This window comes from Sphingobacterium spiritivorum (assembly GCF_016724845.1).
Classification (GTDB): Bacteria; Bacteroidota; Bacteroidia; order Sphingobacteriales; family Sphingobacteriaceae; genus Sphingobacterium; species Sphingobacterium spiritivorum_A.
In genome coordinates this window covers 562,117-578,198 of the sequence record NZ_CP068082.1, presented here as the reverse complement: position 1 = coordinate 578,198, position 16,082 = coordinate 562,117, and the positions used below count along the sequence as shown (strand labels likewise).

The 16,082-nt window shown below is 39.8% G+C and carries 15 protein-coding genes; 5 read left to right on the top strand and 10 right to left on the bottom strand.

The genetic code is table 11. From position 1 onward, the window contains the following. Window positions 1-264 precede the first annotated feature (264 nt). The 4 genes from I6J03_RS02340 to I6J03_RS02325 all read right to left on the bottom strand — a co-directional run bounded on the left by I6J03_RS02340 (window position 265) and on the right by I6J03_RS02325 (window position 6,121). Entirely contained in the window at window positions 265-1,329 is a 1,065-nt protein-coding gene (locus tag I6J03_RS02340; protein ID WP_201694129.1) for a lipase family protein, read from the bottom strand. 120 nt (window positions 1,330-1,449) lie between these two features. After that, window positions 1,450-4,488: an SbcC/MukB-like Walker B domain-containing protein gene (locus tag I6J03_RS02335; protein ID WP_201694127.1), complete on the bottom strand. Its 3,039-nt coding sequence runs from the start codon at window positions 4,486-4,488 to the stop codon at window positions 1,450-1,452. A 3-nt stretch (window positions 4,489-4,491) separates the two neighbouring features. Further along, a complete protein-coding gene (locus I6J03_RS02330; RefSeq protein ID WP_003010696.1) occupies window positions 4,492-5,718 on the bottom strand; it encodes a metallophosphoesterase family protein in 1,227 nt (408 codons plus the stop codon). A 115-nt stretch (window positions 5,719-5,833) separates the two neighbouring features. Then, window positions 5,834-6,121 (bottom strand): SelT/SelW/SelH family protein, encoded by a 288-nt coding sequence (locus tag I6J03_RS02325; protein ID WP_198137134.1) that lies wholly within the window; start codon window positions 6,119-6,121, stop codon window positions 5,834-5,836. Between the two features lie 107 nt (window positions 6,122-6,228). Between I6J03_RS02325 and I6J03_RS02320 the strand changes: the two genes are divergently transcribed. After that, a complete protein-coding gene (locus tag I6J03_RS02320) occupies window positions 6,229-7,044 on the top strand; it encodes an alpha/beta hydrolase (protein ID WP_003010699.1) in 816 nt (271 codons plus the stop codon). 92 nt (window positions 7,045-7,136) lie between these two features. Here I6J03_RS02320 and I6J03_RS02315 read toward each other — a convergent pair whose 3' ends face one another. Then, on the bottom strand, window positions 7,137-7,547 hold the full coding sequence (locus I6J03_RS02315; protein WP_201694125.1) for a c-type cytochrome: 411 nt from the start codon (window positions 7,545-7,547) through the stop codon (window positions 7,137-7,139). Between the two features lie 155 nt (window positions 7,548-7,702). Here I6J03_RS02315 and I6J03_RS02310 point away from each other — a divergent pair, with 155 nt between their 5' ends. Both I6J03_RS02310 and I6J03_RS02305 read left to right on the top strand, forming a co-directional pair. Continuing rightward, window positions 7,703-8,392: a carboxylesterase family protein gene (locus I6J03_RS02310; RefSeq protein ID WP_003010703.1), complete on the top strand. Its 690-nt coding sequence runs from the start codon at window positions 7,703-7,705 to the stop codon at window positions 8,390-8,392. 19 nt (window positions 8,393-8,411) lie between these two features. Next, window positions 8,412-9,503, top strand: coding sequence for a PA0069 family radical SAM protein (locus tag I6J03_RS02305; RefSeq protein ID WP_003010705.1), 1,092 nt, complete (start codon window positions 8,412-8,414; stop codon window positions 9,501-9,503). Window positions 9,504-9,624: 121 nt separating this feature from the next. On the opposite strand, the gene I6J03_RS02300 is transcribed toward I6J03_RS02305, so the two are convergent. From I6J03_RS02300 to I6J03_RS02285, 4 genes are all read right to left on the bottom strand, one after another. Continuing rightward, entirely contained in the window at window positions 9,625-10,062 is a 438-nt protein-coding gene (locus I6J03_RS02300) for a nuclear transport factor 2 family protein (RefSeq protein ID WP_003010707.1), read from the bottom strand. 245 nt (window positions 10,063-10,307) lie between these two features. Then, window positions 10,308-10,850: a hypothetical protein gene (locus I6J03_RS02295; protein WP_003010708.1), complete on the bottom strand. Its 543-nt coding sequence runs from the start codon at window positions 10,848-10,850 to the stop codon at window positions 10,308-10,310. Between the two features lie 215 nt (window positions 10,851-11,065). Beyond that, entirely contained in the window at window positions 11,066-11,470 is a 405-nt protein-coding gene (locus I6J03_RS02290; RefSeq protein WP_003010710.1) for a DUF5606 family protein, read from the bottom strand. Between the two features lie 23 nt (window positions 11,471-11,493). Next, a complete protein-coding gene (locus I6J03_RS02285) occupies window positions 11,494-11,952 on the bottom strand; it encodes a peptidylprolyl isomerase (RefSeq protein ID WP_039990367.1) in 459 nt (152 codons plus the stop codon). Between the two features lie 157 nt (window positions 11,953-12,109). Here I6J03_RS02285 and radC point away from each other — a divergent pair, with 157 nt between their 5' ends. Continuing rightward, window positions 12,110-12,799: a RadC family protein gene (gene radC / locus I6J03_RS02280; RefSeq protein ID WP_003010714.1), complete on the top strand. Its 690-nt coding sequence runs from the start codon at window positions 12,110-12,112 to the stop codon at window positions 12,797-12,799. Between the two features lie 39 nt (window positions 12,800-12,838). After that, window positions 12,839-13,585 carry a class I SAM-dependent methyltransferase gene (locus tag I6J03_RS02275; protein WP_201694123.1) on the top strand — a complete coding sequence of 249 codons (747 nt, stop codon included), beginning with the start codon at window positions 12,839-12,841 and terminating at the stop codon, window positions 13,583-13,585. A 172-nt stretch (window positions 13,586-13,757) separates the two neighbouring features. Here I6J03_RS02275 and bglX read toward each other — a convergent pair whose 3' ends face one another. Then, on the bottom strand, window positions 13,758-16,052 hold the full coding sequence (gene bglX / locus I6J03_RS02270; protein WP_317192128.1) for a beta-glucosidase BglX: 2,295 nt from the start codon (window positions 16,050-16,052) through the stop codon (window positions 13,758-13,760). Window positions 16,053-16,082: the final 30 nt, after the last annotated feature.

Genomic DNA, 16,082 nt, shown 5'->3' with positions numbered 1-16,082 from the left:
TCGGGTAAGACGGTACCAGATGATGCTTTGCTACGCAACATGGCGCATATACGGAATAATGTGTTTTAAAGGAGCCATTACGGAGATATTATATAACGCTCGAGCATGTTGTCGCAAAGACCAATATGAGGGCTACGACCAATAAAATTGCAAAAGTTGTAAACGGAGTTCTTTTCATTTTAGTTCAGTATTGAATAGTTAAATCAGGTACTCGCAAATATCGTACCTAATATAAATTTATCATCCTGAACTGTCGTCTGTTTTTCAGAGTTTATCGAGTAAATAGAAATAGGATTTGAAGCTATGATGCATAAAGGGTTGTTTTATGTCATCAGGAAAAGAGCTTGTGTAGCTGCTATCTGGCTTTAAGACAATATGTTGTCCTGCCCGCATATAATTGGATGACGGAAAGTATTTTGGTTCTACTAAATGGGGGTATTTTTTTTTGAGAAAAGTGAAAACTTTATGTCCCAGCAATTTTTCTATATTTTTCTGACTTTTTTCTGTAGGTTTTTTTATCCTATTAAGATAATGTTTTATAACAATCTTTTTGCCAAAGGATTGCTTTTGTATTGCTTTCTCCAATTGTGGAAAAGGATTAATCTCATTAAAATCATCTAATTTTTGTACGGAGAACGGTGTTTCCGGAACCCAATCCATTGTATTGATTACATTGAAAGCCCATCCGATCTGTGTATCAGCTTCATATTGATAGGCATAGTACAGATTGCCCACTTTTGGAGCTGCAGAGCTGTATGTTTTGAACTGTATATCTGCCGGTAATTGTCCCTGCTGTTGCAGATGACGAAGATGGGAAGTCAAGAGGTAGCTGATGGCTCCACCCTGACTATGGCCGGTAATATAGATGTCTTTTATGCCTGCTTTATAACAGGAATCCAGATGGGGTAAAATATCTGCAGAGAGAAAACCCGTGCTGAATGTCCATCCTACATGAACTGCTGCTTTGGGATCTTGTGAAAAATTATATTCAAATATTCGGGAATCATCTAACTGTAACTGACCTTTGGCAGGAATCATAGCGGCATAGAAGTTAGCCAGCCAGCTTTCTGAACTTGAAACTGTTCCTCTTATCCCTATTACGGCCTGCTTATGTTCATCACTGGTCCACAGCCACCATCTGTTTTCCAGTCCCATTACTGGTGATGTGTATCTCAGAGTAAAATCCTGATATACGGGATGTTCTTTGACCTGACTCATTAAGGTGAGCATGGTTCTGTATTCCTCTTTCTCAAAACCGGGTTTCAGGGATTGTGCATATGTAAATGAAGTAAAGAGACCAATGACAACTAACAGAATCGGGTATTTCATATGGAGGAGTTCATGTTTTTATTCTATCGTTTACAATAATAAGGTCTTTTGATCTGAAATACAATCTGCGATTTTAAGATTAACATTAAATTAACCCCTTGTGTTCCCTTTTCGTGTTAGTCAGGAACTCATTTTAACTATACTTCCTCTTTCCAAATCTTTGATAACTGTTACGGACATGGGAATACGTTCTTTCAATTCTTCCACATGCGAAATGATACCTACTATTCTGTTTTCCTTATTGAGATATTGTAATGTTTCGAATACGGTATTCATACTTTCTGCATCCTGTGTGCCGAAACCTTCATCTATAAAAAAGAAATTTTTATCTGCCTTATTGAGCGACTGTATATTTTCGGCTAATGCTAATGCCAGGCAAAGGGAGGCCTGAAATCCCTGCCCTCCTGAAAGTGTTTTTACAGAACGGTGATAGCCATTGTTGAGGTAGTCGATGACCTCAAATTCGTTGGCTTCATTGATAATCAGGCTGAGCTGATTTTTGGTCAGCCGGTGGAAACGCTGATTTGCAATATCACATAAGCGTTGTAAATGTATACTCGACACGTAATTGACAAATCCCGAGCCTTTAAACATGTTGTCAAGTGTGCGCAGATTATCTTTGCGATGGCTCAGCTTCTCAAATGCTGTCAGCAGTTTTCCCTTTTTCTCAAACTCATCTTCCAAACGTTGCAATTCGCGTTCTAATGCTCCTGTATGTGCGATCTGCAACTCATGTGCTGATTTCTTTTCTTCTAATTCGATTTTGGTACGTTCGAACAGTGCTTCATCAAAATCCTGAACGGCACTGCTTTGCATAAGTTCAGTAATTTGTTTTTGAAGTGTTTCATAGGCAACTTTATAATCGTGTATACGTTTTCTGTTTTCTATGACGGGCAGATTTTTTTGCAATACAAGCTGAATGGCTCTGATACCTGGTAAATGTTGCTGCTCGATGTGGGTAAGTATTTCCTGATTAAGCTTGTCGATCTTTTGTACTGTATTCTGGTAGTTCTCCAGTGCTTCTGTATGTTTTCCTTGTACAGATGCGACTATCGTGTGGAGTTGATTGATTGCAGCCTGCAGGGTTTTATGTTGTTCTTCCGTGCGAATTATCAGCTCTTCTGCATTTTGTATTTCTGCTAAGAGATCCTGATCGTTATTGTGGTTGTAATCTTCAATCTGAATAGCTTGTATCTGCATCTTATGCTGAGTGATCAGGCCATCTATGACGGCAATCTGTTGAGTGAACTCATTTAATGAGCGCTCGAATTTTGCTGCTTTACTCTGAGTCTCTGCCAGCTGTACACGCAATGATTTTAGCAGGAGCTCTGCTTCTTTTATCTGTATTTCACTTTGTCTTAAAGCTGTTTTTTGTTCTTCAAATAACGTGCGATCGTCCCAACGGAAATTTTCCCAGCTGAATCGGGTACGTAGTTCTGTGAGTTGTTCATCTGCCTGTTGCAATTCTTTTGCCGCTGCTTCCAGTTGTATTTTTTTGTCCTGATAGGATGTACTCCATCTGGTCATCTGACTGAGAAGTGATTGCAGTTGCTGCTGTCTTTCTGTTATCTCCGTTTGTTTTGCTTTTAATTCTCCTAACTGTATGCTGACATCGTGTATCTGCATAGGATTCGGATGATCCAAAGATCCGCAGAGAGGGCAGGCTTCTTCATGATGAAGGTCGTCTGCAAACCGACCGAGTTCTTTTTGTACCTGTAAATCAGTCTCCTGTTTAGTTAACGCTCTGATATCGGCAGTAATCTGCTGGAGCTGATGGGTGATTTCAGATTCCCAGTTGTCTACTGTATACCCGTTAGCAGTAAATGAACCTGTTAATTCTTCCTGCTGCAATTTCAGCAGATCAATCTTTTCGATCAGAGCAGATTTGTTTTTCAGGAGCAGATCATGACGCTGGTACCAGTTGTCTATTTCCATCAGTTCGGAAGTTTCGATCTTGACAGATTTTAACTGTTCAAGGGTTGTTTCCTGAAGATTTATATCCGCTATAAAGACCTGTTCTTCTTTGCGAGTCTGTTCCAGTATAGGTGTTCCTTTGGCTAAACGGCTTTGCAGATTACTCTTTTCAGACTGTTGGGTTCGTATCTGAATCAGATTTTTGAGATCACTGATTTTTATTTTGAGCTCTTCTATTTTCCGGAAATCTTTTTCAACCTTCTGAAAGGATAGCTCTTTTTCTTTCAGTGTCAGTGAAGTTTGTTGTTTCTCCTGTAGCAGATTCTGGATTTTTATTTCCAGCTGATCCTGATCCCGTTGTAAAGATTGGATTCTGTCCAGAGGTTCACGAAACAGTGATACCAGTTTCTCGTATTCATCCAGTTCTTTTTCCAGATGTAGGATTTCGGGCTGTTTTAGCTTTAACTGTGCAAATTGTTCTTCCTTTTCCTTCAGGTTTTCACGATTTGCTTTCGCTTCAGACAGTACTTTGTAACTGTTTTCGGTTTGTTGATATGCTGATCTTAATTGGTCCAGCAATACTTTAGCTTCACCTAAACCATTTTTCTTCAGTTCAATAGTTCCTGAATTTATGTCTTCAAATCCGGACAATGCGCCCTGCAGATGTTCGATCTTTCTGTTGTTTTCGATTTGAAGCAAGGATACTTTTGGCCCCAGATCGTATTTATCGAGGTTAAAGATTTCCTTCATCATATCCGAACGGTCTTTACCTTTGAGGTCAAGAAATTCCTTAAACTGTCCCTGAGGAATGATGATAGTTCTTTTAAAATTCTGGTAGGTCAGGTTGGTGATATGGGTTGCATCTGCAGATTCCATCGGAACCCAATTATGCTGCAGCCATTCATAAGCGACTCTTTCTATTGTGGAGGTTTGATCAAATTTCTTTTTTCTTTTCCAGTGCACTGCAAACCTGAACCTTCGGTTTTCAAAATTGATAAAATCAAAGATGATAGTCGCTGCTGCAGATTTGAGATTGAGCATATTATAGCTTCTGTTCTCTTTGGAATTGAGACGTTCGGTGTTACCATACAGAGCAAAACTAATCGCTTCGAGAATAGAGGATTTTCCGGAGCCTACATTTCCGAATATACCGAATAATCCCGCTTCAGTAAGTTTGGTGAAATCTATTTCTTGTTTTTCCTGATAAGAATATAAGCCTTCTATACTTAAATATATGGGTAGCATCTGTTAGTCTTCTGTATCGTTGGTACTGTTCAAAACTTCGTTAAATAAAGAGATCAGTTCATCATTGACCTCTTGTCCGTATCTGGATTTAAAATAATCTTTGAAAAGATCCTGTATATCCTGTTCGAGATTGATATGCGCTGCAGCAGACAGTTGTTGTTCCTGTTGTCTGACCACCGGTATGATATGGATAATTCCGTCATGTGCTGCATGTATGCGTTTCAGATCCTGTGATGTTGCAAATGTTTCGCTTACCAGTGTCAGTTCGACCAATGCATTGGGATGCGTCTGCAACCACGATACTGCTTCGTCTGTATCTTCAAAGCGTTTGCGGTAAAGTCTGCGTCCGGATTGGAGATTGCGTGTCTTTATCTGTACCTGCCTGTTTGCTTCTGCTTCTATAATCACCACTTTCTTTTCCTGTCCTGCTTCTGAAAATGAATAGGCGAGCGGACTGCCGCTGTAGACTACTGGGGCGAGGTGTCCGCCTATATTCTGATAGCGATGGAGATGCCCAAGAGCGGTGTATTGTATTTGTAAAGGTATGCCATCAGAATATACGATATCTGCATTTCCTATTTTGATAGGCTTCTCTCCATCCGGTTCTTCGAGTATTTCGCCTCCTCGCTTGAGCATGTAGAGATGGGTAACCAGGATATTGACACCATATTTATCCGCATAGCTATCAGCCAGTTGTCGCCATGTATTTTTGAGTACCTCATTCAGATTCTCTGCTTTATCAGTAATCCCGAGGTATTGTTTGAGACGAATTTCATTTGCAAAGGGAGTGGAGAGTATGCGCAAGGGAGAAGAATGCTTTGGCAACTGCAGTTCTATAAAGCCAAGGTCAGATCGTGTAATCGTAAATCCGTTTTCTATTTGTATAGGCTTGATCGTGGTGTCAGGATATCCCATGAATATAATTCCGCATTCACGAGCCAGAGCATCCGGCGCATTTATACGGTCCGGACTATCGTGATTGCCAGCTATAGCCAATACAGGTCTCGTTCCGTTGTTCGCAAGTCTCTTAAGGGTCTTGTATAACAGGTCTACGGCTTCGACCGGAGGATTGAAAGTATCAAAAAGATCACCTGCGACAATCACTGCATCTACCTGCTCTTCATCCGCAATGTTACATATTTCTTCGAGCACGACACGTTGTTCTTCTATTCTTGTGAAGAAGTCCAGTTTTTTACCTAGATGCCAATCGCCCGTATGCAGTATCTTCATGCTTTTTAATTGTTATGCTAATATACCTTTAATCTGTAAAAGCCCGAAATACCTTTTGGGGTCTTGTAGGTTTGCAAGGCTGATGTAATCATACAGACGGATGTGTTTGCTGTATCTATCCGTCTGATTTTCTGTCAGAATGCCCGAGATCTTTATCTGTGGCAACGATATCACGAACCAATTGTTTTAATTCTTTTATTTCAGGAAAACGTCCCATGCGTTTACGGTCAAAAATCTCCGTTTTATCTACAGTGATAAGGTAGCGCCCGCTTAGTTCGCTGGGTTTCAGAGTTACACCGTTCAGTTCTTCGGTAAAGGTAGTCAGGAGCTCCTGCGCCATGTATGCTGCACGTAACATCCATCCGCATTTGGGGCAGTATTCTATTGTAATGTTTGGCTTCATCTCAAAAATAGTATCATTATCCTTGACTAATTTATGGATTTGTATACGCAATCCGGGTATATTTTGCTATTTTAGATATCTCATTTCTTTACATAATCCCATTTACTATGAAACACTCTACACTTCTTGCTGTTTTTATTTTGCTTTTTCAGGGTATACTTTTAGCGCAATACGACCTGAAAAAAGATGTTACTTATTATCCGGAGACAAAGAGTAAAACGGCAGAATATGAAAGATGTAAACTTGATTTTTATTACCCTGTAGATAAGAAAGATTTTGCTACTATCCTCTGGTTTCACGGAGGAGGACTGACAGGAGGTCAGAAAGAAATTCCGGAATATTTGAAAAACCGCGGAATGGCAGTAGTGGGGATAGGGTACCGTCTTTCCCCTCAGGCTCATGTCGAAGGTATTATTGAAGATGCTGCTGCAGCAATTGCATGGGTATTCAACCATATTGAGGAGTATGGTGGTTCCAGACGACTTGTTTTTGTATCGGGACATTCAGCAGGCGGATATCTGGGTATGATGACGACTTTAGATAAACAGTATCTGAAGAAGTATAATATAGATGCGGATCAGATAGCCGGATTAATACCTTTCAGCGGACAGGCGATTACACATTTCACGAGTCGTCAGGAGCAGGGTATAGGAGAGAAACAACCTACTATAGATCGTTTTGCACCCTTATTTCATGTTCGTCAGGATGCGCCTCCGATATTATTAATAACAGGTGACAGAGAACTTGAGATGTTGGGCAGATATGAAGAGAATGCCTACCTGCAGCGTATGTTGAAAATATCAGGACATAAAGATGTCCGCCTGTTAGAACTTCAGGGATTCGGGCATAATATGCAGTATCCTGCTTATCCGCTGTTAATAAAGGAAGTGGAGGAAAGAACAAAAAAGATTTTACAGAAATAAGGATAGATTCCACGGTTGTCGGACAGACAACAAGAACACTGATAGTTTGTACAAAACGAAAAATGGAGCATTAGCTCCATTTTTCGTTTTATTTATAAGGACACCACTTCAGGGTGTTTTTTACCATTATGGCATGTCATACAACTTATCTGGGCTATTGTTCCTGATTTTTCGTCTTTATGTGTGAAGTACTTTTTATTGATCTTCTGCGTCATCTTCATCATACTTCTGGCAATTTCCTTATGTGGATTTTCATCGCTTGCAAAGTCCATTTTCTGAGGGTCAGTACTACTTTTAGCATGACAGAAATTGCACTTTACGCCCAGGGCTACCTTAAAGTCATCCATAACTTTGTCCAGCTCCTCGTTACTTATATTTTTGGGAAGTACTTTCAGGTTTTTTGCTTTTTTTTCCTGCGCAGGCTGAGGAGCCGGAATGAATGCACTCAAGGCAATAATGGCAGAGAAAATAACAGATATTATGGCTATTTTTTGGAGTCTCATAATGTGATGTGTTTATATGGATTGTAATGTTAATGTAAAATTAGGATATACATGTCAAATATCGGTATACAATATTCTATTTAGAATTTGTATCAATAATCCGTTAAGAGTTTGTATTTTAGTAACCCGAATATTAAATTTTTGACCCTATGTATATGTATATCAAGTCTGTAGTAAGTTTTTTAATATTTTTAACTCTCTTTATTCAGACTACTGTTGCGCAGCCAAGTCCGGTAAAAGGAGAGACTGCATACCCTTTTATGATTCAGCTACCTAAAGCTGAAATTCTTGAAAATAAGCCTCCTATATTGGTATTTCTTCATGGCAGAAGTCTTTCCGGAACAAATCTGAACCGTGTAACCCGCTACGGAGTACTCTATGCGATGGCTAAGGGCCAGGAAGTACCGGCTATTGTCGTCGCTCCGCAATCAAGAGGCGGATGGGATCCGGATAAAGTAATGGAAGTAGTAGATTATACAATCAAAAAATATAATGCCGACAGTTCCAGAATATATGTAGCAGGAATGAGTATGGGTGGATATGGTACGATGGATGTAGCGGGGAAATACCCTGACAGGATAGCTGCAGCAGTCGCCATTTGCGGAGGAGGAACATTGAGCTATGCACAAAATCTGGCTAAAGTACCTCTTTGGGTACAACATGGAAATAAGGATTATATCGTACCGATGTCTGAATCCAAGAAAATTGTGAATGCTATTAAAAAAGTAGATGCTGATGCTGATGTAACGTTAACCATTATTCCGGGAGGAAATCACGGTAGCGTGGAGCGTCTTTTTCATCAGGATGATATCTATGACTGGATGTTCAAGCATGTAAAAAATTAAATCTTCCACACTCAAAAAAATGCTAATATTTTTAGTATTTTTGAGTATGGAAGAGTCGAATTACTTTAAAGGAAGAGGTGCACAGGTCAATCCTAATAATAAATTTTTTGTATCTCAATATGTACAGGAGCATATTGAAGGGTTAGACGAGCCCTTTCTGGAGCATGTCCCCACTCAGTTAATTCCTACTCATCCCAAAAAAATCATTTCCGTTTCAGATAGTCCTGATCTTCATTTTACGCAATCTATTAACCCTTATCAGGGATGTGAGCATGGCTGTATTTATTGCTATGCCCGCAATGCGCATGAGTACTGGGGATTCAGTGCCGGATTGGATTTTGAACGCAAGATACTGGTCAAGTATGATGCTGCCCGGCTATTGGAAAAACAATTTAATAATGTAAACTATCAACCCTCTGCTATTATGCTTTCCGGCAATACAGACTGCTATCAACCTATAGAACGCAAACTAAAAATCACAAGATCTATTCTGGAAATCATGTTGAGATACAGACATCCGGTCTCTATCATCAGTAAAAATTCGCTGATGTTGCGGGATCTGGATATAATAGAAGAGCTGGCCAAGTTGCAATTGATCTCTGTAGCGGTTACGATCAATTCCCTGAGTGAAGAGGTAAGGCAGAAGATGGAGCCACGTACAGTGACTGCTTCAGCAAGACTGAAACTGATTGAAAAGCTGGCTGGTAAGGGAGTACCTGTAATGCTTATGGTTGCGCCTATAGTACCCGGAATCAACAGCGATGAGATGCCGTTACTGATCAAAAGTGCTGCAGCAGCCGGAGCACGGTCTGCCAGCTATACTATTGTCCGGTTGAATGGTGCTATAGCAGACATTTTTAAAGACTGGTTGTATAAAAATTATCCTGATCGTGCAGACAAGGTATTGCATGGGATAGCGGATTGCCACAATGGAAAACTGAATGACAGTGAATTCGGAAGAAGGATAAGAGGGGAAGGAAATCTTGCTGAAAGTATACGTGATCTGTTTCGCTTATCAGTGAAACAACACATGGGCAAAAATGATCATCCGACAATACGAACAGATCTTTTTCAGGTCCCTAATCGCGGGCGGCAGCTGGGGCTTTTCTGATCATTGCTGTTCAATAGAATTGAAAAGCTCAGAAATAATTGTTTCTGAGCTTTCTTACTTATGGAGCGGGTGGCGTTGTTGTTTGTCTTAATTTGTTTTATATGCATAGGGTTTTCTTTTATTATTTTTTAGGATAGGAGGTAACAACCTGACTTACTTTCCATACTTCACCATCGCTGCAGACAGTTACATATTCTACTTTTGTGAAGTTCTGGTAGGTCAATGTGATTTTAGCAATTGCGCAGTTGTCATTGCGTTCGATAATGGTATGACTTGTCTGACAGTTCTGTACATATCCTTTCTGGCTTTTTACATAGTCTATAAATGGCTTTTTTGAATGGGTTATTACTTTTGCAGGAGTAGATACGGTCTGAAAGAAATTATCGGTAAACAGATTCTCTACATTTTCGGGATTTCCCATGGTAGTCGTTTCAATATAATTGCTGATCACAGCATCTGCTGAATAATTTTTGCCGGGATTATAGATTCCTGAAGCAAAAGAGCTTGATGTTATTGCAATGAATAATACAACAGCTACAGTTTTGATTAGATTTTTCATGATGTTTTTTTTGTTGTTTTTAATTTTTTAATGGTTCTTGTTAATTGTTTGATCCAAAGGTATAAGCAATAACAAACCCTGTCCATAGCTAATTGGCGAGTCCAGTCAAAAAATCGGTAAACGGAGTAAACTGATCGGTGAAAAAGTTGCAGCAGATCTGCTGTCGGTGAAAATTCAGGTGTAAAACCGGAGAAAGCTGTAATTTAGGTTTTTACATTCTCCTCCGGTAAGGCTGTGATAACAGATTAATCGAATTGATTAAGAATATCTTTCATACGGTCTGCGTACTTCTGGTATGTAGACTTAGCCGAATATTCTGCAATTGTAAACAGGAATACAAGCGTACTGATCGTGAGTGCTATATAAGCAGTAGTTCCGGGTATTAAGGATTCGATCTTATGCACAAAGGGATCGAAGTTGAATTTTGTGATGTACAGACAGGTTATCCCATATGCAAGAGCTGTTATAATCATTATAAAATTGAAATTGGTGTAGATGTTTACATTTAATTTCAATTCATGGTAGAACCAGGTCAGATCTTTGGTGTTTTCCAGATCAATGGATAAGGTTGACTTGTAAAAGTTGTAAAATTTGTAGAGGTAATAGCCGGAGAATGATAGTGTCAACGCATAGAATACCATGTACACTGAAGTCATCGCCTGATTGAAATTAAAGTAGTATGGTACAAATAACAGCGCGATCAAACCTGTGACCTGACCAAAAAATTCAATTCTCATTTGTTTTCTTACCGGCTCTGCAATAGTTGTGTTTAAATTTTTCGTTTCCATAATTTCTGAATATTAGATTTTAAAGAGTTAGTAAGGATATGGAAGGAAACGTTACAGAAGTTGATAAGAAATTATTGCAGCATGGTTTTTCAGACGTTGTTTAAAAGTATAGAAAGGAGTACTCAGAAAGACATATTTCATTGATTCTTAGCAACATGAAAAAAAGGCTTTACAGACAAATCTGTAAAGCCTTTTTTTACATATTAAAGATTTGATTATACCAAAGGAGCCGGAGCTTCTTCATCAAATATTGGTAATTCTTTAATAATGTTATACCAGGAAATTATTTTCTTGATATCTGAAGTATATACACGGGACTCATCATGTCCTGGTGCTACTTCACGGAAAAAATCACGTAATGCATCTCCGCTCGCTTTCACATCAGGTGTTTCCAGTCCTTTTGTTTTGATGGTTTCGAATACATCCAGTAATTTGATTTCTTCTTCTTCTCCGTAGATGGTAATATCTTCCAGAGTTGCCATCTTCGTTGTAGACAGGTTTACTACTGATTTGATTTTAGCTTTATCTAATGTTTCCAGGATAAAACCGCCTTTATTTTGTCCGATCAATTTAAATAATCCCGGTTTGCCGGTTACGGATACTAATGCTCTTAAATTCATTTTAATAGTTTTCGGTAGGGGGATTAATCTTCAATTACTTCAATTGTCAAAATACGATCACCCTGACGGATATCATCCACTACATCTACATTTTCAACAACTTTACCAAAACAGGTATGGTTGCGGTCCAGGTGAGCAGTATTGTTGCGGCTATGGCAGATAAAAAACTGAGAACCTCCGGTATTACGGCCTGCATGTGCCATAGAAAGTACACCACGGTCATGGTATTGGTTTTCTCCTGTCAGTTCACAATCTATTTTGTAACCCGGACCACCTGTTCCCGGTACACCTGCTGCGCCTTCTTTAGAATTAGGACAACCTCCTTGAATAACGAAATCATGGATAACACGGTGAAATGCTAATCCGTCATAATATCCTGATTTAGCCAGTTTGATAAAGTTATCTACGGTATTTGGAGCATCGGCTGTGTAAAATTCCACAGTCATGTCGCCTTTTTCTGTTTTAATAATCGCTTTGCTCATATCAATATTTTTTTGGATTACAAAGATAAGATTTACAACTGACTTGGGAAAACGTAAAGTGAGTGATTTTATATAATTAACGAAATAAATTTTTGGTGAAATAACTTTTCTTTGAGCGATATTGTTATCTTTAGAGTGAATTATATGTTTTTTCATTATGAGTAAGTTGGCGATAAATAAATGGGCAGAAACGGACCGGCCAAGAGAAAAGCTGGAAAGTCGCGGGAGAAGGGTGTTGAGTAATGCAGAATTACTGGCTATTCTTATTGGCTCGGGATCCTTTGGGGAAGATGCAGTCGGACTGGCACGCCGTATACTTTCCGATCATCAGCACAATCTGGATTTCTTATCTCAGCTGGATGTGGATGACCTTAAGAAGTATAAAGGCATAGGTAGTGCTAAGGCTATTACTATTATAGCGGCTTTGGAACTGGGCAGAAGGCGAAAGGAGAGTACGGAAAAGGAAGCTGTTGTCCTCAATTGTAGTAAGAAAGTCTTTGAGTACTTCAAATTCCAGTTACAGGATCTTCTGCATGAAGAGTTCTGGGTATTGTACCTCAACAGGGCATCCGTTATTCTGAGTCAGCAACTGATCGGGAGAGGGGGAAATGATTTTACACCGGTAGATGTACGCATTATTCTCAAACATGCATTGAACTGTCAGGCCAGTTCTATGATACTGGTACACAACCATCCGTCAGGTTCTTTGAAACCGAGTAATCAGGATCTGCAATTGACAAAAAAAATTGTAGATGCTTCAAAAATAATGGATATTAGAGTAATGGATCATGTGATATTTACAAACAGCAAATATTTTAGTTTTCAGGATGAGGGGTTGATGGATTAAATCGGATTGCTTGATGCCATTAAAATAAATCATTTACAGATGAAAAAGAACGTTGACAGATTTACAGACCGGGTGGTTGATTATGAAAAATACAGACCCAGTTACCCCAATCAGATTCTTTCCCTGCTGACCCGGGAAATCGGTTTTAACAAGGATTGGCTGGTCGCGGATATTGGCAGTGGAACGGGTATATCGACCAAACTGTTTGTGGATAACGGTAACAATACTTTTGGAGTAGAACCTAATCAGGCCATGCGTGAAGCATGTATACATCATTTCAAAAAGAACAGAAATTTTATAGCTGTAAATGCTACAGCTGAGGATACCAAAATCGATGATCATTGTATTGATCTGATCTTTGCGGGACAGTCTTTTCACTGGTTCGATAAAGTGAAGACTAAGGCTGAATTCCAGCGCATTCTGAAGCCTGAAGGACATATCGTACTGGTATGGAATCAACGGAGTCCGGAAGATGAATTTCAGCGTGCTTATGAAGAATTTCTGGTCAAACATATTCCGGAATATCAAACCGTTACTCAAAAGAATATCACAGATGAACATATTCATGAGTTCTTTGTACCAAAAGACATTCGTAAGTTTTCTCTTCCCAATCAGCAAACCTTTGATCTGAAGGCATTTTTTGGCCGTGTGAAATCTTCATCTTACTTTCCGAATGAAGAAAGCGAAAGTAAGAGGCTGTATGAGGGGCTTCGTGAGCTTTTTGATGAGTATGCTATCGACAAGCGTTTGGTGTTTAACTATCAGACGGATATTTACATCGCCTAGAGTTGGGCCCTGCGAAAAAAGGAGGGAGGTTAATAAAACTTTTTTAGTATATATTGCCCATATACGGTACCGCAGGCAGATTGCATAGCTAATGCATGCTGACGGCAGCATTATATATAACAAAGGCCTTTCCACACCGGAAAGGCCTTTGTTATAGAAAATACAATACTCCTTAATTTTGTAATTCAAATTTAGAAGTTAATACATCTCTGGAATTTGTTCCGACGTATACTTCAAATTCGCCTGGCTCAGTCACAAATTCTAATTTTTCATTATAGAATTTTAAATCCTCTTCTGTCAATTCGAATTCAACGGCTTTTGTTTCTCCAGCTTTGAAGGCTATTTTCTGAAATCCTTTCAATTCTTTCACAGGGCGTGTTACAGAACCCACCATGTCGCGGATATAGAGTTGTACGACTTCTTCTCCGTCATATTTTCCTGTATTCTTTACATCGACAGTAACCTTGATTTTACCTTGTTTCTGGAGCTTTGAAGTGCTTAAGCGAAGGTTATTATACTGAAAAGCAGAATAGCTCAATCCGTACCCAAACGGATAAAGCGGATCGTTGTCTACATCCAAATAATTGGATCTGAATTTTTGGAACCATTTACCCTGCTCCAAAGGTCTGCCTGTAGTTTTTGCATTATAATATAAAGGAATCTGACCTACATTCTTAGGGAAAGTAGCCGGTAGTTTTCCGGAAGGATTTACATCTCCGAACAACACATCTGCCACAGCTTTACCTGTCTCAGTACCACCAAACCATACATTCAGTATCGCCGGTACATGTTCATTTTCCCAGGTCAGTGTCAGTGGCCGTCCTGTAAACAGCACAAGTACTACCGGTTTTCCGGTTTTTAACAGTGCCTCTAGCAGACGTTGCTGATTTGAAGGTATTCCTATTTCTGTACGGCTGGAGCTTTCTCCGCTCATTTCAGAACTTTCTCCTAATGCTGCTACGATGGCATCTGCACCTTCCGATGCTTTGATTGCTTCAGCTATCAGTTCCTGCTCACTGCGGTTATCACGTGGAATTGTACGTCCAAACATAGTAGCACGCTCCTGATATGCAGGATCATCTAACAGATTTGTACCTAAGGCATACTGAATAGTTACCTTGTTACCCAATGCATCCTTCATGCCTTGCAAGAGTGATGGCGTATGTTCCAGATCAGCACTTACACTCCATGTGCCCGGCATATTTGCACCGGTATTAGCAAGGGGACCTACCAGCGCAATTTTTCCTTTTTTTGTAAAAGGGAGTGTTTGCTTATCATTTTTTAGTAATACAAATGATTTTGCAGCTACTTCACGTGACTTTGCAAGATGTGCTTTAGTCAGTATATTGTTTTTAGCACGGTTTACATCACAGTATTTGTATGGATCTTCAAATAGTCCGAGTTTATATTTGGCTTCCAAAACTAATCTGCAGGCTCTGTCGATATCAGCTTGTGAGACTTTACCTTCTTCCAGTGATTTTTTCAAGGTTCCAAGGTAACCTTCACCAACCATATCCATATCTACTCCGGCTTTCAGAGAGAGAGCGGATACCTGTTGCAGATCTCCCAGTCCGTGGTCAATTAGTTCGTTTATAGCGGTATAATCGGTTACGACCATACCCTGAAATCCCCATTGCTGGCGTAACAGATCCGTCATAAGCCATTTATTGGCTGTCGCAGGTACACCGTTAATATCATTGAATGAAGTCATGATACTTCCTGCTCCCGCATCGATTGCAGCTTTATAGGGTGGAAGATACTCGTTGTACATTCTGTGCAGACTCATGTCTGTAGTATTGTAGTCTCTTCCTGCTTCTGCTGCTCCATACAGTGCAAAATGCTTGACACATGCCATCAGTGTATTATTGGCGGCAAGGTCATTACCCTGATAGCCTTTTACCATTTCAACAGCGATTTTGGAACTGAGATAAGGATCTTCTCCGTTTCCTTCTGAGAACCTGCCCCAGCGTGGATCACGGGAGATGTCTACCATTGGCGAGAATGTCCAGTTGATTCCATCTGCCGTAGCTTCTGTTGCAGCGATCTGAGCGGTCTGTCTTACCAGATTCATATCCCAGGAGGAAGCTAATCCGATCGGAATCGGAAAAATCGTTTTATATCCGTGAATAACATCCATTCCAAAGATAAGAGGAATACCTAAACGGGATTGTTTCACTGCCAGGTCCTGTGCAGCGCGAATACGTTGTGGTGTACTCATGCTAAATATACCTCCGATAGCCCCGGATTTGATTTTTCCTTCCACTCCCGTACTGACCGTACTGCCTGTCGTTGCTTCTCCTCCTGTCACCAGATTAAGCTGTCCGATTTTTTCCTCTAATGTCATTTTTGACATCAGTGTATTAATAAAACTGTCCATCTTCTGGTTGTTCTGCTGTGCTGTAACAGTGCTGGTCACGTACAAAGTACATATGGACAGCACTAATCGACTGTATCTGCTTATATTCATATCTATTGTATTTAAAAAATTATTACTGAA